At 59.3% G+C, this 23325-nt stretch carries 26 protein-coding genes and 2 pseudogenes; 9 read left to right on the top strand and 19 right to left on the bottom strand.

The genetic code is table 11. The annotated features are described in order from the left end of the window. Positions 1–11 precede the first annotated feature (11 nt). The 3 genes from AC0KW6_RS18690 to AC0KW6_RS18680 are packed head-to-tail and all read left to right on the top strand — an operon-like array spanning position 12 to position 2998. Positions 12–932: an amino acid ABC transporter permease gene (locus tag AC0KW6_RS18690; RefSeq protein WP_222505723.1), complete on the top strand. Its 921-nt coding sequence runs from the start codon at positions 12–14 to the stop codon at positions 930–932. A gap of 14 nt (positions 933–946) precedes the next feature. Then, on the top strand, positions 947–1711 hold the full coding sequence (locus AC0KW6_RS18685; protein ID WP_315901061.1) for an amino acid ABC transporter ATP-binding protein: 765 nt from the start codon (positions 947–949) through the stop codon (positions 1709–1711). Positions 1712–1768: 57 nt separating this feature from the next. Continuing rightward, positions 1769–2998: an NAD(P)/FAD-dependent oxidoreductase gene (locus tag AC0KW6_RS18680; protein WP_222505724.1), complete on the top strand. Its 1230-nt coding sequence runs from the start codon at positions 1769–1771 to the stop codon at positions 2996–2998. Between the two features lie 106 nt (positions 2999–3104). Here AC0KW6_RS18680 and AC0KW6_RS18675 read toward each other — a convergent pair whose 3' ends face one another. The 10 genes from AC0KW6_RS18675 to AC0KW6_RS18630 form a co-directional block, all read right to left on the bottom strand. Then, entirely contained in the window at positions 3105–3743 is a 639-nt protein-coding gene (locus tag AC0KW6_RS18675) for a transposase (RefSeq protein ID WP_222505725.1), read from the bottom strand. 370 nt (positions 3744–4113) lie between these two features. Further along, positions 4114–4353, bottom strand: coding sequence for an SEC-C metal-binding domain-containing protein (locus AC0KW6_RS18670; RefSeq protein WP_409996807.1), 240 nt, complete (start codon positions 4351–4353; stop codon positions 4114–4116). A gap of 105 nt (positions 4354–4458) precedes the next feature. Then, the gene (locus tag AC0KW6_RS18665; RefSeq protein ID WP_222505727.1) at positions 4459–5046 is read right to left on the bottom strand and encodes a UbiX family flavin prenyltransferase; all 588 of its coding nucleotides are present in this window, start codon (positions 5044–5046) and stop codon (positions 4459–4461) included. A gap of 18 nt (positions 5047–5064) precedes the next feature. Next, on the bottom strand, positions 5065–6072 hold the full coding sequence (locus AC0KW6_RS18660) for an ABC transporter substrate-binding protein (RefSeq protein WP_474035658.1): 1008 nt from the start codon (positions 6070–6072) through the stop codon (positions 5065–5067). Beyond that, a complete protein-coding gene (locus tag AC0KW6_RS18655) occupies positions 6069–6866 on the bottom strand; it encodes an ABC transporter ATP-binding protein (RefSeq protein ID WP_474035657.1) in 798 nt (265 codons plus the stop codon). The genes AC0KW6_RS18660 and AC0KW6_RS18655 overlap by 4 nt, the downstream gene beginning before the upstream one ends. An 11-nt stretch (positions 6867–6877) precedes the next feature. After that, a complete protein-coding gene (locus tag AC0KW6_RS18650) occupies positions 6878–7690 on the bottom strand; it encodes an ABC transporter permease (RefSeq protein ID WP_474035656.1) in 813 nt (270 codons plus the stop codon). Then, positions 7687–8787 (bottom strand): pyridoxal phosphate-dependent aminotransferase, encoded by a 1101-nt coding sequence (locus tag AC0KW6_RS18645; RefSeq protein WP_222505731.1) that lies wholly within the window; start codon positions 8785–8787, stop codon positions 7687–7689. Before AC0KW6_RS18645 ends, AC0KW6_RS18650 begins: the two co-directional genes overlap by 4 nt. Further along, a complete protein-coding gene (locus tag AC0KW6_RS18640; RefSeq protein ID WP_222505732.1) occupies positions 8784–9509 on the bottom strand; it encodes a maleate cis-trans isomerase family protein in 726 nt (241 codons plus the stop codon). Before AC0KW6_RS18640 ends, AC0KW6_RS18645 begins: the two co-directional genes overlap by 4 nt. Beyond that, a complete protein-coding gene (locus tag AC0KW6_RS18635; RefSeq protein ID WP_474035655.1) occupies positions 9506–10534 on the bottom strand; it encodes a glutamate cyclase domain-containing protein in 1029 nt (342 codons plus the stop codon). The genes AC0KW6_RS18640 and AC0KW6_RS18635 overlap by 4 nt, the downstream gene beginning before the upstream one ends. After that, positions 10521–11864: a UbiD family decarboxylase gene (locus AC0KW6_RS18630; RefSeq protein ID WP_222505734.1), complete on the bottom strand. Its 1344-nt coding sequence runs from the start codon at positions 11862–11864 to the stop codon at positions 10521–10523. Before AC0KW6_RS18630 ends, AC0KW6_RS18635 begins: the two co-directional genes overlap by 14 nt. Positions 11865–11987: 123 nt before the next feature. Between AC0KW6_RS18630 and AC0KW6_RS18625 the strand changes: the two genes are divergently transcribed. Both AC0KW6_RS18625 and AC0KW6_RS18620 read left to right on the top strand, forming a co-directional pair. Further along, entirely contained in the window at positions 11988–12788 is an 801-nt protein-coding gene (locus AC0KW6_RS18625) for an IclR family transcriptional regulator (RefSeq protein WP_222505735.1), read from the top strand. 194 nt (positions 12789–12982) lie between these two features. Beyond that, positions 12983–13501 carry a TIGR02444 family protein gene (locus AC0KW6_RS18620; protein ID WP_222505736.1) on the top strand — a complete coding sequence of 173 codons (519 nt, stop codon included), beginning with the start codon at positions 12983–12985 and terminating at the stop codon, positions 13499–13501. A gap of 197 nt (positions 13502–13698) precedes the next feature. Here AC0KW6_RS18620 and AC0KW6_RS18615 read toward each other — a convergent pair. Further along, positions 13699–14091: pseudogene (locus tag AC0KW6_RS18615) on the bottom strand (Tn3 family transposase); the annotation flags it as partial. A gap of 75 nt (positions 14092–14166) precedes the next feature. Continuing rightward, a pseudogene (locus AC0KW6_RS18610) lies at positions 14167–14286 on the bottom strand (recombinase family protein); the annotation flags it as partial. 128 nt (positions 14287–14414) lie between these two features. On the opposite strand from AC0KW6_RS18610, the gene AC0KW6_RS18605 reads away from it, so the two are divergent. The 3 genes from AC0KW6_RS18605 to AC0KW6_RS18595 all read left to right on the top strand — a co-directional run bounded on the left by AC0KW6_RS18605 (position 14415) and on the right by AC0KW6_RS18595 (position 16183). Continuing rightward, the gene (locus AC0KW6_RS18605) at positions 14415–15167 is read left to right on the top strand and encodes a tyrosine-type recombinase/integrase (protein WP_474035653.1); all 753 of its coding nucleotides are present in this window, start codon (positions 14415–14417) and stop codon (positions 15165–15167) included. Further along, positions 15077–15292 carry a tyrosine-type recombinase/integrase gene (locus tag AC0KW6_RS18600; protein WP_474035682.1) on the top strand — a complete coding sequence of 72 codons (216 nt, stop codon included), beginning with the start codon at positions 15077–15079 and terminating at the stop codon, positions 15290–15292. Before AC0KW6_RS18605 ends, AC0KW6_RS18600 begins: the two co-directional genes overlap by 91 nt. Positions 15293–15499: 207 nt before the next feature. Continuing rightward, positions 15500–16183, top strand: coding sequence for an IS6 family transposase (locus AC0KW6_RS18595; protein WP_474035652.1), 684 nt, complete (start codon positions 15500–15502; stop codon positions 16181–16183). A 241-nt stretch (positions 16184–16424) separates the two neighbouring features. Here the strand turns inward: AC0KW6_RS18595 and AC0KW6_RS18590 are convergent, their stop codons facing one another. Genes AC0KW6_RS18590 through AC0KW6_RS18565 form a run of 6 tightly spaced genes read right to left on the bottom strand, consistent with a single transcriptional unit; the run spans position 16425 to position 21579 of the window. Next, positions 16425–17567, bottom strand: coding sequence for an ABC transporter substrate-binding protein (locus AC0KW6_RS18590; protein ID WP_222505933.1), 1143 nt, complete (start codon positions 17565–17567; stop codon positions 16425–16427). Positions 17568–17603: 36 nt separating this feature from the next. Continuing rightward, positions 17604–18305 carry an ABC transporter ATP-binding protein gene (locus AC0KW6_RS18585; RefSeq protein ID WP_222505932.1) on the bottom strand — a complete coding sequence of 234 codons (702 nt, stop codon included), beginning with the start codon at positions 18303–18305 and terminating at the stop codon, positions 17604–17606. Then, the gene (locus AC0KW6_RS18580; protein WP_222505979.1) at positions 18298–19074 is read right to left on the bottom strand and encodes an ABC transporter ATP-binding protein; all 777 of its coding nucleotides are present in this window, start codon (positions 19072–19074) and stop codon (positions 18298–18300) included. Before AC0KW6_RS18580 ends, AC0KW6_RS18585 begins: the two co-directional genes overlap by 8 nt. Then, complete coding sequence (locus AC0KW6_RS18575; protein WP_222505931.1) at positions 19074–20048, bottom strand: branched-chain amino acid ABC transporter permease; 975 nt, start codon at positions 20046–20048, stop codon at positions 19074–19076. Before AC0KW6_RS18575 ends, AC0KW6_RS18580 begins: the two co-directional genes overlap by 1 nt. Positions 20049–20054: 6 nt before the next feature. Next, positions 20055–20924: a branched-chain amino acid ABC transporter permease gene (locus AC0KW6_RS18570; RefSeq protein WP_222505930.1), complete on the bottom strand. Its 870-nt coding sequence runs from the start codon at positions 20922–20924 to the stop codon at positions 20055–20057. 1 nt (position 20925) lies between these two features. Further along, positions 20926–21579, bottom strand: a complete 654-nt coding sequence (locus AC0KW6_RS18565; RefSeq protein ID WP_222505929.1) for a flavin reductase family protein — start codon at positions 21577–21579, stop codon at positions 20926–20928. A 238-nt stretch (positions 21580–21817) separates the two neighbouring features. Between AC0KW6_RS18565 and AC0KW6_RS18560 the strand changes: the two genes are divergently transcribed. After that, positions 21818–22543, top strand: a complete 726-nt coding sequence (locus tag AC0KW6_RS18560) for a GntR family transcriptional regulator (RefSeq protein ID WP_222505928.1) — start codon at positions 21818–21820, stop codon at positions 22541–22543. Between the two features lie 167 nt (positions 22544–22710). On the opposite strand, the gene AC0KW6_RS18555 is transcribed toward AC0KW6_RS18560, so the two are convergent. Then, positions 22711–22980 carry a hypothetical protein gene (locus AC0KW6_RS18555; RefSeq protein WP_474035650.1) on the bottom strand — a complete coding sequence of 90 codons (270 nt, stop codon included), beginning with the start codon at positions 22978–22980 and terminating at the stop codon, positions 22711–22713. Positions 22981–23325: the final 345 nt, after the last annotated feature.

The following is a 23325-nucleotide window of genomic DNA, read 5'->3' as shown; positions in this document are numbered from 1 at the left end:
GCGGAGCGAACATGCACGTGCCGTCATCCACCCCTGCCCCAGCCAATGACAGCGATGCCGACGAAACGCCGCTGCTGACCTATGTTCCCCTCCGAGGCCATGGCCGCAAGGCCGCCGCCTTTGTGCTGCTGATCATTCTGGCGTCCTTCCTGACCTCGATTGCCGATAACGACAATTTCGGCTGGCCCGTGGTCGGCCAGTATCTCTTTGACGAGCGCATTATGTCGGGGCTTTTCCTGACCTCTTGGCTGACCGTGGTCACAATGGCAATCGGCGTGGTCCTGGGGACCATCCTGGCGATTATGGCGATGTCATCCAACAGCGTTATCTCTGTCGTCGCCAATACCTATCTGTGGTTCTTTCGCGGCACGCCGGTGCTGGTTCAGCTGATCTTCTGGTATAATCTGGCGGCGCTGTTTCCGGATTTGTCCATCGGCATTCCCTTTACCTCGCTGTGGTATTCCATCGACACCAACACCATCATCACCCCTGTCATGGCAGCTATTCTCGGCCTGGGGCTGAATGAAGGGGCCTATATGTCCGAGATCATCCGTAGCGGGCTGATGTCGGTCGATTCTGGTCAGCGTCAGGCGGCGAAATCGCTTGGCATGACCAATGGCAAGGCACTGTGGCGGATCGTGATCCCGCAGGCCATGCCGATCATCATCCCGCCGACCGGCAACCAGACCATCGGGATGCTCAAGACATCCTCGCTGGTCAGCGTCATCGCGCTGTCCGATCTGCTTTATTCGGCGCAGACGATCTATTCGCGCAATTTCCAGACCATCCCGCTCTTGATTGTGGCCTGTATCTGGTATCTGTCCGCGACGTCAATTCTGACCGCGATCCAGTCCCGGATCGAACGGCATTACGGGCGATCCTTGCTGCAAGCCGACGCCCCCGCGCGCTGGCGACTTTTCCGCTCATCTTAAGGAGGGACCCTCTCATGCCTGATCCGATGGTCGTGTTCGACCGCGTATCCAAGAGCTACGGCGCGCTGGAGGTTCTCAAGGAGATCAACCTGGAGGTCGCCCCCGGCGAGGTGCTGAGCCTGATCGGCCCGTCCGGCTCGGGCAAATCCACGCTTCTGCGCTGCGTCAACCACTTGGAACGCATAGATGGCGGCAGCATCACCGTGGATGGCGAGTTGATCGGCTATCGGAAGGTCGGGAACCTGGCCTATGAGCTGCCCGAGAAACTGATCGCCAAGCAGCGCGCCCGGATCGCGATGGTGTTCCAAAATTTCAACCTCTTTGGCCATATGACGGTGTTGGAAAACGTGATTGAGGCCCCAGTTCAGGTCCTGGGCATGCCCAAGTCACATGCGATCGACCACGCCAGGGACATTCTCGAACAGGTCGGCCTGGCCGACAAGCTGGGGACCTATCCGCGCATGTTATCAGGCGGCCAACAGCAGCGCGTCGCCATTGCGCGGGCGCTGGCGATGAAGCCCAAGCTGATCCTGTTTGATGAACCCACCAGCGCGCTTGATCCAGAACTGGTCGGCGAAGTGCTGGACGTGATGCGCGCCCTTGCAGAGGACGGCATGACGATGATGGTCGTTACCCATGAAATGGCCTTTGCCCGCGATGTCTGTCACCGGGTTGCGTTCATGGATGGCGGCAAGATCGTGGAATGCGGCCCACCCGGTGAGGTGCTTGCCAACCCGCGCCACCAGCGGACCCGCACCTTCCTGTCCAAGGTGAACTAGGGCCGTGGGGGCGTCAGAAGCGTCATGAAATCCATCAGCAACACCGAGCGTTGGGATGTGATCATCGTCGGCGGCGGCATCATGGGAAGCTCTGCCGCATATTACGCCGCGCGCGACGGGCTTCGCGTTCTTCTGTTCGAGCGAGATACCCCTGGCTCTGCACAATCGGGCCGCAATCTGGGCTTCGTCCGCCAGCAAGCCCGCGATTTCCGGGAGGTTCCGCTTGCCATGGGCGCGATCCGGCTATGGCAGGATCTGGAACGGGATCTGGGCCGCAACCTGGGCTGGCACCAGGGCGGAAATATCGTGCTTGCCCTCTCCGAGGCCGATTTGGAATGGCAAGAGGCCTGGCAGAAAGAAGCGCAGGGATACGGGCTGGACACACAGTTGTTAAACGCGGCGCAGGTCTCCGGGAAGCTGCCCGGCCTTGCCCCGGACGCAAAGGTCAAGGGGGCCATGTTCACCGCATCCGATGGCCGCGCCGAGCCAGCCAAGGCGACGCGCGCCTTCCTGGAGATCGCCGTTGAACATGGCGCAGAGGTGATCTCGGGCCTTCCAGTGTCGAAGCTGGAAACGACGGCAGGACATGTCACTGGGGTTTGGTGCGCAGGTCGGCTCTATCGCGCACAAACGATCATCTGCGCCGCCGGGGCAAAAAGCGCTGCTTTGCTCAGGCCACTTGGCATCGTCCTGCCGCAGGAGATTATTCGCGCCACGGTGGCCAAGACCGAACCGCTGGATGCCGCCTTTCCGCTCTGCGTTTCCTGTCCGATGACCGGCATGCGGCAAGCCGCCGATGGGTCACTTCATCTGTCAGTAGCGGGCGGCGAATATGACGTGCGGCTGGATTCCATCCGCTACGCCAGCTGGTACATGAAGGTCAGAAAGGAACAGCCCGATGCCTCGCGCATCAATTACCTGTCCCCCCTGCGCGCGCTGCTGTCGCGCACTGCGCCACCGCCGCTGGCAGATATCCCGCTGACGCGCGACTGCGTGCCCCCGAACCCCGCCCGCATTGACCAGGCGTTGACCGAAGCCGCGCATTTCTTTCCCGCCTTCGCCAAATTGCGGGTCCGGGCAAGTTGGGCCGGCTATATCGACACCTTGCCGGATATGATCCCCGCCATCGGCACCGTGTCCAAAACGGGCGGCCTGCTGGTCGCCACCGGGTTCAGCGGCCACGGTTTCGGCCTCGGACCGATGGTGGGCAGGACCCTGGCTCATCTGGTTCAGGGCCAACATCCCGAGGTCGATATTAGCCAATTCTCGCCCGAGCGGTTCGGGTGACTCACGGGCACACCTCTCCCCGGCAACAGTCTCAAGCTCAACAAAACAAAAGGGGCGCTATGTAGGTTCAGGACTTCGGTAACGAGGCCGTCCCAGTCAAGCGGTTTTAGGCAGACAAATTGATCCGCCAAAGCGGTTCCGCCGGTTCTATTCTAGCCCTTCCTGCTTTTTGCTGCGGCTTTCGGTTGAGGTCTTTCGGGTACATGCTGCGGTCCGTGGTCAGCGCGCTGGCTGCCAACATGATGGAGTGCCCCGCACTTTGCGGTACTCTCCTGTAGGGAGGCAAGTACAGGAACCAACAGCCATGGTTTTTTAGCAACCCCGCGGCTTTGTCGCTCTTGTGCGTGGCCAGATTGTCGAGGATGACGACGGAGCCGGGCTCCAGTTCGGGGATGAGGACTTTCTCGACGTAAGCATCAAAGGCATCGCGATCCATGGCCCCTGAAATCACCCACGGTGCAACGATCCCCTCGCTGGACAAGCCCGCAATCAAGGTCTGGTTTCCCCATCGCCGAAACGGCGTGCTTCCCTTGAGGCGCTGGCCTTTCGGGCACCGGCCATGGGTCCGGGTCATGTTTGTGTCGGTGCCGGTTTCATCCAGGAAGATCAAGCGTTCGGGGCTGGCCCGCATGATGGCTTGCCGTTTACCCCAGTCCCGCCTCGCCTTGCGCACCGCGGGCTTGCCTTGCTCCTGGGCGACCAGCCCTTTTTTTATATGTGTAGCCGCGGCGGCGCAGCAGAGCATCGATGCCGCTTGTGGAGCACGTCACCTCGTGGGCCATCAGCAACGATGATTGCAGCTCAGCCAGGGTGATATCCGGATCCTGCTCGATCAGTTCCACGAAGAAGCCGAAGAAGGGGTCAAGTTTACCACTGCCTTTTCGCGGCCCCGACGGCAAGGGGGCCAAAGGCAAGCCGTTGCGGACTTTGTTGCCCTATCGCGCCGCTGTCGCAGGGCTGAGCAACAAGACCCTGCCTGCCTCCGCAGCCCGCATGCCGCCATCCATCAACCGCTTGAAACGGACCCGAAGGTCCATCGAAAGTGCGTTGCCCATCTGACATCCTCCCAAAAGGCACTGAACCAGAAAAGGCAAAACTTGGGAATCCCAAGCGATTCATTCATCAATGGCGATGCTGTAATGCAGCATGGAGCGGCGCCCGCAGCACTGTTTGAACTTCTTGCCGGACCCGCAGGGGCAAGGCTCGTTCCGGCCGAGGTCATCAAGCAGCTCGTGCCATGGAAAACGATGCAGGACGTCGAGTGGGAGACAATGCACTGGGTGGACTGGTACAACATCGAGCGTCTTCTGGGGTCGATCGGGTACATCCCGCCGGCCGAAGCAGAACGGCTGCATCTTGAACAGGCGCAGCCGATGGATAAAGTCGCATGACGCGTTGAACGAAACGCTCTCCGGGCAAGCCGGGGCGGTTCAGTCTTCGCGGTACTCTCCCTGTTGAGCCTATTTCGGACCAACTCCCTCGCCCCAGCGACGTACAATGTTTGCATCAATTCCAAACAAATCTAATGCGCGCCCAACGGTGTGATTGACCATTTCGTTGATACTTTGCGGGCGGGCGTAGAATGCCGGGACCGGCGGCATCGCGATCGCCCCCATCTCGACGACCTGAGCCAAGCTGCGCAGATGGCCCAGATGCAAGGGCGTCTCCCGTACCATCAGCACCAGTTTGCGGCGTTCCTTGAGCACGACATCGGCGGCGCGCGACAGCAGCCCCGAGGTGACGCCGCTGGCGACCTCGGACAGGCTGCGGATCGAGCAAGGTGCCACGAGCATGCCCATCGTCCGGAATGACCCGCTGGAGATCGCCGCACCGATGTCTTCTGGCTTGTATACTTTGTCAGCGAGGTCATGGACCTCGCTGACTTTTAGTTTCATTTCATGCGCGAGCGTTACTTGCGCTGAACGGGTCATCACAAGATGTGTCTCGATGTCCATGTCGCGCAGCACCCGAAGAGCATGCACGCCGTAGACAATGCCAGAGGCACCGCTTATTCCGATTATCAGCCGCTGTGGATGGGTTTGTGACATGGAACGTTTACTCACCAACTATGCTTCGGGCAAGAAGTCATTAGTGTAGAAAGCAGAAACATCGTTAACTGTTTGTTTCAAACCACCAAATTCATTCATCAGCGCCTGGGCCTCTTCCCAACGGGTCTTGGAGGACTCGCCGATGCGTGCCCCTTCGCCGTCTGCGTCCTGAAGCAGGCTGGCTGTCGCTTGCAGCTTGAGTATTTCCACCTCGGCTTTGCGGCTTGATGCGCGGCTGATGAGCGAGGCGATCGCCTCTTCGGGATGCTGCAGGGCGTATTCATAGGCCCTGAGCGTGGCACGCACGAATCCGGCGACGACCTCCGGCGAGCTCTCGATCGTATCTGTATGGGCCGCGATCCCGTCGCCCATCGTGTCGACGCCGAAGCTGGAGTAGAGGAAGTAATCGACATTGTCGTCGGTCGCGTCTTGGAACCCGAGGTAGGAATCGTTGTAGAAGCCGGTGACCGCATCGGCGCGTTTGCCGAGGAAAGTCTGATTGCGGGTACCACCATCGGCGGCGACAATATTCAAGTCGTTGCGGTTGATGCCATTCTTGGCCAGCAACGCGTAGAGCATCGTCGTCGTGGTGTCGCCCTGTAGGCTGGTGACCGTCCTGCCCACCAGGTCAGCGGGGTTCTTGATTTCGTGCTCTTTCCAGCTGATTAGGGCGTTGGGGCTGATCTGGTATAGCTGCGCCACTTGCCGCAGCGGCATGCCCTGGGCCACGCCCAGCATTAGCGAGGGTGGATCGACGATGTTGAAGGTGTCGTCGCCGCTGGCGACAAGCTGCATGGAAGAGGTAACGCCCTTGCCCTCGAGGACTTCAACATTGAGCCCTTCTTCCTGGTAAAACCCTTTGTCGACCCCGAGAAGGTAGGGGGAGCGGTGGCCATTGTACGAAAAGGCGAGCCGCACCGTGACATTGGTCAGTTCCTGCGCCCAAGCGGGCATCAGCCCGCCGGCCAGGGTGCCGCCGAGCAGCGCGCCGGTGCCCCTCAGCATTCTTCTTCTTGATATTGTCATAGTGCGTCCTCCGTCTGTTGATAATTTTTCAGCACGCCATGCTCTTCGAACACGTGCCGGACATATTGAGCCAGTTCGATAAACCGTTTGGTCTGCATGATTTCAGGGGTTCGTGGATGTGGCAGGCTCACATCGAGAATTTCTGCGATCCGGCCCGGGCGTGGGGTCATGACGATTACCCGATCGGCCAAGATGATCGCCTCCTGGATGTCGTGGGTGACAAACAGAACACTCTTGCGCGACTTCAGCCAGATGTCGTGCAGATCGACGACCATCTGCTCTCGGGTGAGCGCGTCGAGCGCGCCGAATGGCTCGTCCATCAGCAGAAGCGGTGGATTGTGGACCAGCGCGCGGCAGATAGAGACCCGCTGGCGCATGCCGCCGGAGAGCTCATAGGGGAATTTCCGCTCGAACCCAGCCAGCCCTACATTGGCCAGCAACTGCCGTGCCTTGACTGCGTATTCTTCGCGGTCAAGGCCACGCATTTCCGCCTGGATCACCACATTGTCGAGAACCCGCCTCCAGTCCAGCAGGACATCCGACTGAAAAACGATGCCGACATCGGTGACCGGTTTCGCGATAGGCCGGCCAGCCAGAGCGACCTGCCCGCTGTCGGGAAGTTCCAGCCCGGAGGCGAGAGAGAGCAGCGTACTCTTGCCGCAGCCGCTTGGACCGACGATGGCGATGAATTCGCCCGGTTCGATCGTAAGATCGATATTCTGCAGAGCATGGATGGGGCCGCTCGAGGTCTGGTAGACCTTATCAACGCCCGCGAATTTCAGGGTATGTGCCATAGTCTGTCCGCCTATCTCTTCTGATTGATGCGTTGCGAAACATGCCAAGGCAGCATCAAACGTTCCGCAAGATCGACGATCGCGAACAGGGCGACGCCGATCAGGCTGAGTACCACCAGAACGGCGAAAGACAGGCTGACGTCCAGCGTGCCGTTGGCGAGAATCAGCTGGTACCCGAGCCCGCGATCTGCGGCGACGAATTCGCCGACCACCGCGCCCACAACCGCCAGGGTGCTGGCCACCTTGAGCCCGGCGAAGATGTTCGGAAGCGCCCCGGGCACCTGGAAATTCAGAAAGATCCGCCAGCGTGAGGCCCCCATCGAACGGGCCAGCCAGATGACTTCTTTGGGAGTCGATCGAAAGCCGATCAGCGCATCGACCACGATGGGAAAGAAGCAAATCAAAAAGGCGATCAGGATCTTAGGTAGCGGGCCGAACCCGAACCAGACGACGATCAGCGGCGCGATCGCGACCTTGGGAATGGTCTGCGAGGCTACTAAGATGGGATAGAGCGCCCGCTCGAGCGCACGGAACTGCGACAAAACGGCGGCCAGGGGAATACTGACGAGGATCGACAATCCGAAGCCTACGACCACCTCGATGGTGGTGATCGAGCTGTGATAGAGAATCTCGTCGAATTCGCTCACCATCCGGGCAAAGATCACTGAAGGCGGCGGCAGCAGATAGGCCGGTACACCCCCGAGTCGCACACCCAGTTCCCACGCGAAGATCAGCAGCGCGCACAATAATATGCTGTTTGCACAGGCCGGCCAGGACCAGTTTCGTTTCTTACGCAGATATCCGGCAATCGTGTGATCGGTCATGCGATGGCTCCCAGGGCGTTGAACAGGATAGCGTTTTCTTCTCGGCTGCGCAGCGACACGCGTAGCAGGTTGCTCTGCTCGAGGCCGCGGAATGACGTAGCATCGGCGACGACGACACCCGCCGCAGCAAGTTGCTGCGTGACCTTTCCCGGGACGCGGGGGCCGAGATCCAGCAAGAGCATGTTGGCCGCGGCGGTCCTGACCGAGATCCGGTCAAGCGCATCGAGCGCGGCGGTAAACCAGTCGCACTCTTTCGCGAAGACGGATTTGCAATGTTGCAAGAAAGCGGTTTCCTGCAGCGCGTTTACCGCGGCCTGGATGCTGGGGCCGGTCACATTGAACGGCGGCCGTCCGGTTTCGGCAATGCGCACCAGCTCCGGACTGGCGATGGCATAGCCGATCCGCAAGCCGGCGAGCCCATAATATTTGGAGAATGTGCGCAGTACAACCACGTTAGGATGCGCGTGTATCAACGGAACCGCACCGTTCTCCAGCGGGTAAATCAGGGCCTCGTCAACGATGAACAGCGTGTTCGGGTGCCGTCGGGCAAGATCGGCGACATCAGCGTTTGCGATACAGGTGCCAGTCGGATTGTTCGGCGTGCACAGGAAGGTCATTGCGATGGCGTGCCGGTTCAGCATCGCACGCATTTGCGGCAGGTTCACCGCCGCGACATCGTCATTTTCGACCTCGATGACCTCGGCCCCCCGCAGGGTCGCCTCAAGTGCGTAGCGCGGGAATGTCGGTACATGGACGAGGATCTTGTCATTCTCCGTGCTCCAAGCATGGATGATCAGTTTCAGCACCTCATCGAGACCGGCACCGAAAAATAGGCAGCTTTCATCGACCGCGTGGCGAGCGGCCAGGGCATCGCGGAGAGCGCGGAACCTGATATCAGGGTAGAGATTGGTGGTATCTAGTGTCCGGGCAGCGGCGGCAATCGCCCGGGGCGGTGGCCCGAATGGATTGACGTTAAGGGAGAAGTCGACGATAGACACCGGATCGAGCTGGTATTTGCTGGCAATCATCTCGATCGAGGTTTCGCCCTCGTAGAGGCGCAGCGACGCCATGCTGAGATTGCGCGGGTTACAGCTCATGACAGCAGCCTCCCGTAGCCGGGAACGGCGGTTGGCAGGCCGAGCGCGCGAAGAATCCCCCAGAGCGTGACCTGGTTGCTGGTCAGGACCGGCTTGCCCAGCCTAGCCTCCAGCATCTCGGCGATTTCCAGTGCCCGGTAATCCGTGCAGCTTACGAAGACGGCATCGCTTTCGCGGCTGTCGGCGTTCTCGACTTGGTGAGCGATCTCCTCCGGGGCGACGTTGCGGATCTCCTTGCCCGACAGTCCCATGCCGTGCGCTGCCACCACTTCAAAGCCGCAACTGTGCAGGAACGCGATCTCGGTCTCGTTGACACTGTCGAGATAGGGAGTGATGAGCGTGACGCGGTGCGCGACGAGCGCGGTCAATGCGGCGGTCATGCACTCAGAGGTGGCGACCACGGGACAGCCTACCCGGTCCTTGATCGCGGCCATCAGCGTCTTCAGCCCGTCGACACCGTCGATGAAAGAGCCACTGGTGCAGGCATAGGCCACCACGTCCGGCGTCACCTGGGCGATCAGCTCGGACGCGGCGGCGACCCCGGCATTCATCGCCCGCAGCCCGTCGGGGGTGGTGGCCTGCAGCATGACCCGCGTCGAAAAGAACGAGAGACCCGCCGGCGCGGCCCATCGGAAATCTGGCTCGATCACCGTGTTGGGGGAGGGAATGATCAATCCCACCTTCCGCCCCAAATCGGGCCTTTCGATGCGGTTCGTTTTCATTTTATCCAGGAGTCCTGATATTTGTTTATGTTGGCGGCTTCGCGCTGGCTTAGCAAAACCAGAGACTGCAGAAGCTCCACCATTGCGGCGTTGGTCTCAGCGTCGGTTCCGTCGACGAAGTTGCGCAGCTGGCCGCCGACGGGGTCGATGGCGCCCGCGCGGACGCAGGCTTCAATCAGGCGAATTTCCTGAGCGCGATCATGGAACGCAGCCGGGTTCCCAGACATCGCGGCGATGCAGGCGGCCACACCGTAGGCGCCCCAATTCGAAATGTTGGCAATGACCGCAACATCGGATTTCAGCTCAGCGGCAATCACATCGCCGAGCGGCACATTGGCCCTGACGATCTCCGCGACGTTGCCCATCCCGAGTTCATTGCCGAGATCGCCGATGCCTATCGTTGCGATCCCACGGGCGCGGGCTTCGGCAAAGAGCACATCGGTTTTAGCAGTAAAGGACGATATCCTGAAGCCGCCCCCGCCGTGATACTCACCGTCGCTACCGGCGCCTGGCCGCTCGACTGCGATCACCGCAGTTGGTTTGAAACGGTCCAAGAGGGCGCTGGCGGCATCCTGCGCCTCGGCAGGATCAACCGGAAAACCTAGCAGCGCACAGCGATTGCGGCCTGAATCCAGGTCCTCGACCCCGGCCGGTATCAGCCCTGCGGTGGCAAAGCATGTCTTCATACATTTGACCACCGAATCCTCGGAGATCCCGACCGGCACCGCGCCGAAGCCCAGAGCGAGGGCGCGGGCCAGGACGGCGGCGCCGATCGGACCATCGGTTTCCGGCAGGTCATAGCCGCGCATCAGGAAGCCGCTGAGCACCAGCACGCGGTCGCCCGGCGTGATGCGCTCACGCAGCAGGGTCGCCGCAGCCAAAGTCAGTGGACCGTCGGCCATTGCCCGAGAGGCCGCGTAGAGTTCCATCAGCGGCAGTCCCTTGAGGACCGTCCAGTTGGAAATCGGCGCGGACACAAGATGGTCGACGGCTTCTCCGATTCTTTCAATGCTAATCCCGGTCAACGATATAGTCCTCCAAATTGATAGCGTCCTCCCCGGGGAACCTGCGGCGCTCGAAGAGTGGTTTCATGGAAAGTGGTGCGGTAGCATCGATCCCGAGTTTACCGCTGTGAACCTCGCGCACGTCCTCGCGTGTGTAGCTCGAGACGCGGGGGATCGTGTAGACATCGGTATCCGGTGTCGCGCGCGTTTGTATCGCCCAGAGAACGTCGGCCGCGTTGAACGGATCGACATCGTCATCGACGACCACGACGATCTTGGTCCAGGAGTAGCCGCCAAGCGCTGCCAGTACCGCGTTTCGCGCTTGGTCCTCGTTTTGTTTGTTGATCGAGATCACGCAGCCAAAGACATAGCCGGGCGTTGCGATGTCCTTGATCTGCGGCACGAAGGCGGACACTTTCTTGTAGATTTCCGTCTGGATCGGCACACCCACTAGGTTCAGGTCTTCAGTCCCGCCGGCGAGAATGGTGTGATAGAGTGCATCGCTGCGGCGGGTGATCCCCGTCACCCGGAAGACGTGGTTCTTCATCACCGGCACGTAGCTGTCGGTGAATTCCCCGAACGGACCCTCGTCCTCGCGAATATCGGCGATGACCTCCCCCTCAATGACCATCTCGGCATCGGCGGGCACATCGACCGGGATTGTCTTGCATCGGGTGACGCGCAACGGCTTGCCCTGCCAGGCACCGGCGACTTCTAGCTCGTCGGCCTCGTAGGGAACTTTGGAGGCGGCCGAGAACATCAGGCCTGGAGGCGCGCCGATGACGATGGCGCAAGGCAGGTTCTGAGCCTTGGCCTCGGCTTCGGCATGGTAGCGGCCTAGATGCTGCGGTGGCATCATACGCACGCGTAATTTGTCCTTTCCGACCAGTTGGCACCTGTTCCACGAGGCGTTGTAAGCCCCAGTTTCCGGGTGCGGGGCAATCAGGATCCCGGCGGTGATATAGGCGCCGGCATCATGTTCGGAAAACACGACCTGTGGGATGTCGCGCGCAACGTCGATATCGGGCGCAAGCGAAACCACCTGCTGGACCGGGGCGTCGTCGACGCGATCGACCGGCAACCCGCGGGCCTCTTTTGCAACCAGCGTGCGCAGCAGATCTTTTTCCTCCAGCCCTAGCGCCGCGGCAACGGTGCGGCGAAAGCCGAACACATTGGTGACGACGGGGATGTCCGAGCCCGCGACATCGCGAAACATAAGCGCATGATTGGCCCCGGCCTGCATGCGACGCATGACGGCGGTCAGCTCGTGTTTCGGGTTCACTTTCCTGTCGACGAATGCCAGTTCCCGGCGTTTGTCGAGGTGGTCGATTAGCTCTCTGAATGTCTCCACGTTGCCCCTCTCCTTTTTTGGATTTCGCAAGAGTGTTGGCTATTGACCAATTCTGTTGGTTTATTTATGCTCGAATGAAAAGAACAGTATGTCAATATTAATTTTGGAGCGAGGAGACCCGAGGTGACTGCAGAACCCCAATCCGATACCGGACCAAAACCGCGACGCACGATCCGCGCGGCGGTGCATGTCGTTGAGATATTACGCTGTCTTTCCAGATCCCGGCCGCCGCTGGGGATTAACGAAATCGCGCGGCGGACCGGCCTGGACAAAAGCTCAATTTCGCGGCTCGTCGCCACGCTGGAGGAGGAGCGCATGGTCGAGCGCCTGCCTGATTCCTCGAAATTCCGGCTGGGGCTCGGGGTGGTCGCTCTGTCCGCGCGGTTGGTGACCAGCCTGAAACTGACCACGCTGGTCCGACCAAAGCTAGAAGAGCTGGCGCAGGAACTCTCTGAGACCGTGAGCCTGAGCATCTGGGACGGCAACGAGGCGGTAAGCGTCACCCAGGCGCTGGGGCCCAACGCAATCACCCATTTCGCTGCGCCCGGCCAGCGCAACCCGGCACATTGCACGGCGTCTGGCAAGGTTCTGCTGGCAGCTTGTCCGGACGTCGAGATCGAAGAATTTCTCGCACGCCCGCTTAAATCCTATACCGATATGACAATTACCAACCCCGACGCCCTGCGACGCGAATTAAAAGATATTCGCCAAAATGGTTACGCGGCCAATAACGGGGAATTCGAGCCGGACGTGGCGGCCACAGCAGTCATCGTACGCGGCGAAAGAGACCGCCCTTTTGGTGCCTTAACTGTCACGGCCCCCATTTACCGTTTTGATTCCAAGCGCCAGCAGGATTCAGTTGCCGTACTCAAGGTTGCAGCCGATTTTCTATCGGAGGATATCCAGTCTCGGCAAGATACGTAATGCATGGAATTTCGGAGGTATAGCGCATATCTGCACAAGCCTTCGAATAAGAGCGGGGCGTGCCCATATAGAAATATTTGCCTTACTTTTTGCTTCGATGAAATAATATAACCGCTGCTTCGATATTTCAAACCTTCGCCAGAACTTCGCATTACGTATTTAGACTTTCGCAATCAGAATATGGAGGATCCACCGTGCTCGACCTTGAAGGACCCATATGGAAATTCGCGCTGGATTTCTATCGTCGGCCCGGCGTTTCAGAAGCCTGTCTGACACTGCAGGAGGACGCCAACGTAGATGTTGTTGAGTTAATTGTTGTTCTGTTTTCCGCGCAAGTTATCGGGCGAGATTTATCATCTGATGAAGTTACCGATATGAGAGTTAAAATGTTGAATTGGCGAGAAATGACCGTACTTCCACTTCGTCAGGTTCGTCGCACCTTAAAGCCGTACTGTCCAGGCTTCCCACAGCATGAAAAAGAACTTCTTCGATCCAAGGTAAAGTCAATTGAGTTATTCTCCGAACAAATTCAACTTGCCATGGCCTACCAATGGCTGACGAATAGTGCGCCGACGCGTGCCAGCCTAACGTTGGAAGGTGCACTCGAAACACTTTTGGAAGTCGAAAGTTTCGATGAGCTTCCGCCAGGTTGTCGCAATTCGCTCGCGCGCATCGTCTCGACCGTTTTGGATATGGATGATTTTCCACGTTGATATTTGTCATAAGGGAATGTCAGCATATCGTGTGAGCTATTAGGGGTAGATTCCGGTAGGGGGCAGGATCGTATCACAAGGCCCTGACACCTCCTTCTGTCCTCCATTTTGAACTCTGTGGCCGCCTTCGTGGTGGCGATGATCGCGGTGCGCCCGTTTGGGAGCTGTGACGGTGGTAAGAAATAGGGCTGATTACTTCACAAGCTGGCCCCGGTTTGCCGCCGCCACCTGTATTCGCCAGTGAGCAGGACGTGTGCCCACCCGAGCGGCGAGATATGCGCCAGAAGATTGGGCGCACAATTCAGGCCGGCCCGCTGCCGCGCGGCCACGGCCTGGCCGAGGTGCTTGGTGTTCCAGTAGATAATGATTGCCGCGAGCAGGTTGAGGCCCGCCATGCGGTAGTGCTGGCCCTCGGTGGTGCGATCCCGGATTTCACCCTGGCGCCCGATGCGCAGGGCGTTTTTCAAGGCGTGGTGTGCCTCGCCCTTGTTCAACCCGACCTGAGCCCGGCGCTGCATGTCGGCGTCGAGTAGCCACTCGATGATGAAGAGGGTGCGTTCGATGCGGCCGATTTCGCGGAGCGCCACGGCCTGCAGTACCCTTGGCGCGAACTTGTCGGATTTCGGGCGTTGACCGGGTTGCCGACCGAGTTTCTTTCCACGCGCCCGAGCGGCGGCCAGGCCGGATTTCACGCGTTCGCTGAGCAGGTCGCGCTCGAATTGGGCAATCCCGGCCAGCATGGTGGCCATCATCCGGCCGTGGGGTGTATCCAGCTCGAAGGTCATACCGGTGGATCGCACGTGACCTCGGCATCTCGAAAAACACCGTCACCGACACCGTCACCGACATCGTCAAACGGCATCGAGAACAAACCTTGTGATACGATCCTGCCCCCTACCGGAAACTACCCCACATGGGGAACAGCCGGCGCGCCCCGGCCCCGCTCCAGCGCATCACGCTCACCTTTGCGGCGCTTTGCGCCGCCTTCCTGGATTCCAAGCGCGGGATCTATGCCGCCTCCACGCTTTCCTCTCTGGGGTACTATCTGGACACGCAGCTTCTGCCCGCATTTGGTCCACGGAAGATTGCACGGATTACGACGCCGGAGATTGCCGAGTGGTTCTATGCCTATTCCCGTTCGCGGCCGGGCGGGGCCAACCAGGCGCTTGGTCACTTTACGACAATTCTGAATTGGGCCCGGGAAGCAGGCCATCTTCCGGCGGACTTGCCCAATCCGGCAGCGCCTCTGCGTTTCAACCGGCGCCTGGCGCGCGGGCGCATGCTGAGCAGCGGCCAGCTCCGGAGGCTGGCGGCCGTGCTGAACTCTGCAACCTCCAGGCAGAGGGACGCTGCGGATGCGATTTGGCTGATGCTGCTGACCGGCTGCCGCTCCGGCGAAATCCTGCGGTTGAAGTGGGATGAGGTCCGGAAAGACAAGCTTGCCCTCCGGCCCACCAAGACAGGCCCGCGCGAAGTCAATCTGAGCGATGCTGCAATCCAGTACCTTGACCGGCGCAGCGGTCCAAGAAGCCGCATCGCACATCAGTCGATTATGCGTGGCGAACGTTTAAGAACCTGGCTGATTTGCCCGCCGATATCCGTTTGCACGATCTCCGCCACACCTATGCCTCCCACGCCATCATGTCGGGCGAAACCCTTCACATGACTGGCAAGCTGCTCGGCCACAGGTCACCAGAAAGTACCGAGCGTTACGCGCACCTCGATGCAAGTTACCTGGCGAAGGCTGCGGACGGAGTGGCCAGGAAAGTCGACGAATTGTTAAGTGGTTAGCAGTCTAAAACGACGTCGCACAGGCGTGTTGAGAAAAGAAAGCCTTGGGCTTGCTGATTCGCACTTGCAGCATGCAGGCCTAACCCAAAGCGGCCGTAGACAAGGGCTGTCGCGACGGTTGTGTCGCAAACTTTCTGTCTGACCTTCGCCGTGCCGACCTTTTCGCTATGCCCGCTGCGGCACGGTAGCAGAATGTCGGAGGGCGGGGTGATCAGATTCAAGGGCAGCCTTTATCCGAAGCATGTCATCCTCTACGCAGTGTATTTCTATGTCCGGTACGCTGTCTCCTACCGCGATCTCGAAGAGATCCTGGCCGAGCGCGGGGTGCATATTGACCACGCTACCCTGAACCGCTGGGTGGTGAAATACGCCCCGCTCATCGCGGCCGCGGCGCAGAAGCGGAAGTCGGCAACCGGCAGATCGTGGCGTATGGATGAAACCTACGTCAAGGTGAAAGGCCGGTGGGCTTACCTGTACCGAGCGGTCGATAAGGAGGGGAATACCCTTGATTTCATGCTCTCGGAGCGCCGCGACGAGGCTGCGGCAACCGTGTTCTTCACCCGAACGATCCAAAGCAACGGCTGGCCGGACAAGGTGGTGATCGACAAGAGCGGCGCCAACCTGGCCGGCCTGGAGAACATGAACATCCTGCTGATCCTGAGCGGCTGGTTCTGGCTGATCGAGGTTCTGCAGGTCAAATACCTTAACAACATCGTTGAGCAGGACCACCGCTTTATCAAGAAGCTGACCCGGCCGATGCAGGGCTTCAAATCCTTCGCTGCTGCGCAGGCGACCCTCGCCGGGATCGAGACCGCGCATATGATCCGAAAGGGTCAGCTTGCCGGCAACGGCGGCACCGCCTTTCAACAGTTCGCGGCGCTGGCAGGATAACTGTGTCCAGCAAAACGCTTGCGTTCAGCCTGCCGAAATATTTGCGACACAACCCCAGCACCCGCCGCCAGATCATCGGGCTGAACCCGATCAGGCGAACCTTGAACCGGAAGATTTCCCAAGGACCACGCATCAGCCGAACATGTCAAACCCCGGCAACGGCCCCGCACTTCGTGGTATGCTCCCCGATCAGGGGCGCGTCACCCGTGGACGGCCCCGATCGGGTTGTCATTGATATGGCTTACCAGGATTGCTGAACTTCCAGTTTCCCGTTTTTCCAGGTGGCGATCCCGAAGCGGTCAGCCCCTGCGTGATCGTCCTTGCTGTAGGAAATCGGCGCATAGATGCCGGTATCGAAATCTTGGGTCTGTTCAAGCGCCGCGAGCAGGGCGTCGGTTGTAATTTCACCCTTGATACGTTCCAGCGCCTGCACGAACACCATCGCGGCGGCAACACCCTGATAGGCAAAATACCCCGGGCGCAGATCCGGATCATAGGCGCTGAGAATATCGTTGACAAAGGCGACCTGGTCGGAATCTGGCAGGGCGACCATGTAGATCACATCGGTGCCTTCAACGGCGTCACCGCCCAGCTTGGCAAAGATCGGATCGGTTGCCAGGGGATGTGCGACGAATTTCGGCGACCAGCCACGTTGGGCTGCGGTTTTCAGAAGCAACGCCAACGGTTTGGCAATCCCCAGCAGAACCACCACATCGGGATCGGCATTCTGCAAAGCGGTCACCTGGCCAGTCAGATCGATATCGCCGGGCTCAAAGGACACTTCGGCAACGATTTTACTGCCGCCAAGTTCCCCCATCAGCCCTTCCAGCGGGCTCTTGCCGAACGGATCGTTCTGATAGGCGACTGCAATGCGTTTGGCTTTCAAGTCATCGCGGACATAGCGTGCCATTTTCGCCCCGACCTTGTCCCCCGAAGGCAGGATGCCGAACACATATGGCGATGTCGGTTCAAGCAGTTCCGGATGGCCTGCGATGGCACCGATCAGCGGAACCTTTTTCTGTTCCAGAAGTGGAAGAACCGCAAGATTGGTCACCGTGCCCAGGGTGCCGACAAAGGCCAGTATCCCCGTCCGATCGATCATTGACCGCGCGACGGAAACTGCCTCTTGTGGATTGTAGGAATCGTTTTCGGTGATCCATTCAATCTTGCGGCCATTCACCCCGCCCTTTTTGTTGATATGGTCGAAATAGGCATTTCCGCCTCCCCGAACCTGGGCCGCACCGGCGGCAAGCCCGCTTTGGATCGGCAGGAACGCCCCGACTGTCACGGTGTCGTCGGTGACACCTTTCTGATCTGCCTGCGCAGTGCCGATACCCAGTGCTATCACCGCCATGGCGGCGGCTGTGTTTCGAATGATCTTCATGGATACTCTCCCTTTGATTGATGGTCTTGTGGTTGGTCAGGCGGTGCCCAGGTATGCCGCAGACAGATCGTCATCCTGCAACAAATCCTTTGCCGGAGCCGATTTGATGATGCGGCCTTTTTCCAGAACGAATGCGTGATCCGATATCCTCAGCGCCAGATGCGCGTTTTGTTCGACCAGAAAAACGGTGATGCCCTGCGCGTTGATTTCTTGGACCAATTGCATGACATCCCGGATCAGAACGGGGGCCAGCCCCAGCGACGGTTCGTCCAGCAACAGAAGCCGAGGTTTGGCCATCAGCGCCCGACCGATAGCGACCATCTGTTGTTCGCCACCCGAAAGGCTCTTACAGAGCTGGCGTCGGCGTTCCGCCAACCTGGGAAACATCCGAAAGATATTTTGAAGCTCGTCATCGAAAGACCCTCGACGAGTATAGCTGCCCAGCCGAATATTTCCCTCGATCGTCAGATCGCCGAACAGCTGCCGCCCTTCGGGCACCAATGCGACACCGTGGCGAACCCTTTGGCGCGGCGTCCAGCGCCCGATATCGCTGTTATCTACCAAAATCCGACCGGTTTTTGGGGGGTGCAACCCGGCTATCGTGTTCATAAGCGTCGATTTTCCCGCCCCGTTCGAGCCGAGAAGACAGGCGATCGTTCCCTGTTTTACCGACAGAGACACATCGTTCAGCGCGGTATTGCCGCCATAGGCGACCGTAAGACCTTCAATCTCAAGCATCTTCCAGATCCTCCCCGAGATATGCTTCGATCACGTTGGGGTCCGTCCCGATTTCGCCAGGGCTACCCTGTGCGATTTTCTGCCCGTGATTGAGCACGACAATCTCGTCACAGGATTTCATCACCAGTGACATGTCGTGTTCGATCAGCAGGATGGTCAGGCCCCGTTCGTCGCGCAGATGCCGGATAAGCTGACCCAGCCGTTCGGTTTCCGACGGGTTCGCGCCTGCCGCGGGCTCGTCCAGCAACAACAGCCGGGGCCCTGAAACCAGCGCGCGCGCCAGTTCAACCTTTTTCTGTTCGCCGAAGGACAGGGTGTTCACGATATTGTCTGCGCAATGTGACAGACCCAGCGCGTCGAGCTCGCGATCGACAAGTTCGGCCGCCTGTTTGTCGGCCTTTCTGGTTTTCGGCCCATGGATCAGATCCGACCAGAATCCGGCCCCGAACCGGAAATCGCAGCCAACCAGCACATTGTCTCGCACCGTCATCTCGTCAAACAGTTCGAGATTCTGAAAGGTCCGCCCGACGCCCACGCGGCACAGGTCATGCGCCTTGGTTTCCAGCAGGTCCGCCCCGTCGAAATGAATGCTGCCTTCGCTGGGTTGATAGATGCGGCACAGGCAGTTCAAAAGCGTGCTCTTGCCAGCGCCATTCGGGCCGATCAGCCCCATGACCGATCCCGGTTTCACGTCGAACGAAACATGATCCAGCGCGGTCAGACCGCCGAACCGGCAGGTCAGATCCCGGATCGAGAGGTACCCTGTCATCACGTATCTCCTATTTTGCTAGGAACCGGAACGTCGCCCGGGGACCGCGACAGGGCCGCGGCGATGCGGCGCGGCAGCCCGGCCAGACCTTCCGGCAGGAACAGGACCACCAAGATCAGGATCACGCCATAGGCAACCATCTGGGCTTCGGCCAGTCCGCGCATGAATTCGGGCATGAGCGTGACAAAAACCGCCCCGATAAAGGCCCCCATCAACCGGCCGGCCCCGCCGATGACGATCATGGTGATGAATGACAGCGACACCGCCAGCGTAAAGCTGGACACGCTGAGATAGCCCACAAGATGCGCGAACAGCCCACCGGAGATTCCGGTCATGAATGCGCTCAGCACGAAAACCGTCACCAGGCTGGACCGCCGATTCACGCCGCAGCTGCTGGCCGCCGTGGGGCTGAGTTTCAGCGCCTGAAGAGCCCGCCCACTGGGGGCCCGCTGCAGATTGTAGATTATCAAGGTAAAGACCAGCGAGATTAGCACGATGAGGTAATAATAGGACATGTCGCTGGTCAGCTCGATGCCCAGCAGGCTGGGCCGTGGCACGAACATGCCCGACCGGCCGCCGGTCACGGTTTCCCATTCATGCAGAGTCCGCTCGACGACCATCGAAAAGGCCAGCGTCGCGATGGCTAGGTAATGCCCCTGCACGCGCATCGCCGGGATCGCGACTAGCAGACCGAAAACCGCCGCCAGCAGACCGCCGCATAGAATGGCGATCTCGAAGGGGACGTTGAACCGTGTGACCAGTACCGCCGCTCCATATGCACCAAGCGCCCAGAACGCCGCATGTCCGATGGATATCTGCCCAGCCTGCGCGACCAGAACATTCATGGCCAGACCAACCATGTAATATATCCCGATCATGCAAAGGATATAGATCATGTAGCCGGGAACCAGCACTGGGACGATCAGTAGGGCCGCCAGTAGGACCGGATAGATCAGCTTGTTCTTCAGATTCATGGCGGATCAGACCTTTTTAACAGCTGGCTTGCCAAACAGCCCTTCGGGCTTGATCATCAGAACGGCGACAATGACGACGAACGCGATGGCATCGTTAAAGGCGGCCGAGATGTAGACCGTTGTCAGGCTTTCGATGATGCCGACCAGAACGCCGCCAATGACCGCGCCGGGCAGGCTGTTGAATCCGCCCAGGATTGCTCCGGCCAGCGCCTTTAGCAGCACAAGAAACATCATCTGGGTGTCGATGAATGTGATGGGCGCGACCAGCAGGCCGGCAATCGCGCCGACCCCCCCCGCAATCACCCAAGACAGCATCGACACACGCCCGACCGAAATCCCCATCAGCCGGGCGGCATTGCGGTTCATGCTGGCTGCCTGCATGGCGATGCCTTCGCGGGAATGTTCCAGAAAGACATAGAGAACGGCCAGCACAACGATGGACACACCAGCAATGGCCAGGCTGCTGGGCGCGATGAAGGTCCCGCCGATATTCAGCGGCCGGTCGGGCAGCAGGGACGGAAACGGAAACGCGTCATAGCCCCAGATCCAGCCGGCACCGTAGTGAAAGATGTAAAACAGCGCGATCGCCACGATAAGCGAATTCAGCGGCGGCGTGTCGGCAAGCGGCCGGATGACCACCCGTTCGGTTGCCGCCGCGATGACCGCCCCGATCGGAAAGGCCAGCAACAGTGCAATCCCCAGCGGCATGCTGTAGCTCGACACTAGGGTAAAGCAGATGAATGTCGAAAACATCGCCATTTCGCCCTGGGCGAAATTGATGACATCGGTAGATTTGTAGATCAGCACCATCGAGAGCGCGATCAGCGCATAAATGAAACCGATGGCCGTGCCGGATATCAAAGCCTGGGACAACATGTCAAGCCCGACCTTCGAGACCGTGGGCCTCTGCCTCGGTGGCGGCGGGTATCTTCATCTCGAAAGTTTCGTTGATGACCGCGTAATCATGATAGCCCATTCTGCCGATCGGCCGGATCTTCGGGATGTCGATCTTGCCGTCAGGGGTCAGGACCTCGTCCTTGATATGAATCCGCGCAACACGTGCGAAAACGACGTCGATGGTGGCGACCGTCGAATTCGCCGGCAGCCGGTGAGTCGTGATATATTCGCATTCAAAGTGGCAGGGGCTTTCGGCCACCCGCGGCACGTCGCAATCGACCGACGCCATCTTGGTGACACCGGCACTGTCGAATTCATCATGTTCGAGCGGTGAATACATCGCTGATTTGTTCACGGCCTCGCGCAGGTCCCAAGTTGCCATGTTCCAGACGAACCAGCCGGTTTCCTCGATATTCCTGACGGTGTCCTTCCGTTCGCCCTGAATGTTCTGATTTGCGGAAAACATCACCATTGGCGGATCGAAGGTCAGGTTCTGCCACTGGCTGTAGGGGGCCAGATTCGCCACGCCGGATTTGCTAAGCGACGAAATCCAGCCGATGGGGCGCGGTACCGTGCAGCTTTTGAACGGTGAGAATTCCAGAGGGCATTTTTCCGTCAGCGGAGAATAGTGCATTTTTTCATACCTTTGTCTGTTGTGACCGTATTCTTTCACAGATGCCGCAGCGATCAGCCCGGGCCTGACGACCCTAATCCCGACCCCATCCACCCGCGCCGGACGAACAGCGTATATGTCGCCCCGGTACCGGGCACAGCGCGCTTTCAGGCGGTGGCAAATCTATAAGATATACAGCCGATATATCGGTTGTAAGTCAAGAGCTGATATTTCATAGAGTTCTGAAAGGAGTATAGGGATGGCCCGGGAAACAGGAAAAGCCGCGCAGGCATACAAAGCTATCGAGACCATGATTCTCTACGGAGAGGTCGCTCCGAATTCGCTGGTTTCCGAGGCACAATTGATGCGGCTGACCGGACTGGGCAGAACCCCGGTTCGTGAGGCATTGCAGCAGCTTTCGCGAAACAGGCTGGTAGAGATTTACCCCAGCAAGGGCGTGCTAGTTCCGAGCGTGTCGGTCGAGGAACAGCTGCGCATTCTGGAAACCCGGCGCGTGCTCGAGGTGCTGGCCGTCAGACTTGCCTGTGAACGCGCCACTCAGGAGGAAAGACAGAGGATGGCCGACATGGTCACGTTTCTTTCCCGAAATGAACCGACAATTCGTGAATATGTCAGCACGCTGACCGAAACCCATGATCTGATCGTCGCCGGGGCGCACAACGATTATCTGACCATGGCGATGGCCCCGCTTCAGGGGCTGTCACGCCGATTCTGGATCAGCCGGTTGAAAGACGCGAACCGCGAAATCCGGATCGGTTCAAAACTGCATATCCTGACATTGGAGGCCATTGTCGCTCAGGACAGCGCCGCCGCGGAAAAGGCGTCGCGGGATCTGAACGACTACCTGGTTAATTTCGCGTTGGACAGTATCAGCGGAAAATCGAGCAAAGCCCAGCGACTTGGCGACCTCGATGATCGCCCCCTTGATAAAGACGGCGCTGTCGGAGGTGATCTCGAACCCTAACACGCCGAGAGTACTGCAAAGTGCGGGGCAGTTGCCGGTGTCCCCGCGGTTTGACATGTTCGGCTGATGCGTGGCCCTTCGGAATCTTCCGGTTCAAGGTTCGCCTGATCGGGGTCAGCCCGATGATCTGGCGGCGGGTGCCGGTGCCGCTATTCGGCATTGCCAACTTATGGCTGACCGCGCTTTTTGAACCACTTCCTGCAGAAACCCAGAAATGCCATTTCCGGGTTTTTTGGCAGTTCACTGGCCCAGCCTCTCCACTCCTGCTCGATCATGCGGACATCCCAACCCGGTGCTGCCTCTCTGGCCATTTCGTAGACATCCGGATCAAGCGGAGGGATCTCAACCACGACGGAAGTTTCAGCCGTCACCGTTCCGCGGCTCACTACGTGCAGTTGATCCTTCTCGTCATCCACCCTGATTTGATAGTCCGGCATGTGGCTGAATTCTTGGTCTTCTTTGGCAATCGCCCCCACTAGCTGTAGCAACCTGCAAACATAATCGGCTCGGCTTGCAATCATCCTGATTTTCAGCGCGAATTATTTGCGTCTATCGAAGCGGCCAAACCCGGATTATCTGCTAATGAACCCAGATTATTTGCAACCAGCCTGCAATCATCGAGCCGAACCCAGATTATGTGCGAACGGTAGGATAGTTGGAGAACAAGGCCTGTGTGGACTGGGCGAATGCAAGCGCAGCAACCGCTTTTCGCTGCGCGGGTCATGGACTGGAAAGACGCCGGACGAAGCCGACTTTCGGACACCACTTGCCAGTGTTAGCCT

This window comes from Leisingera sp. SA215 (genome assembly GCF_055902035.1).
This window is presented reverse-complemented; position numbering and strand designations above follow the sequence as displayed.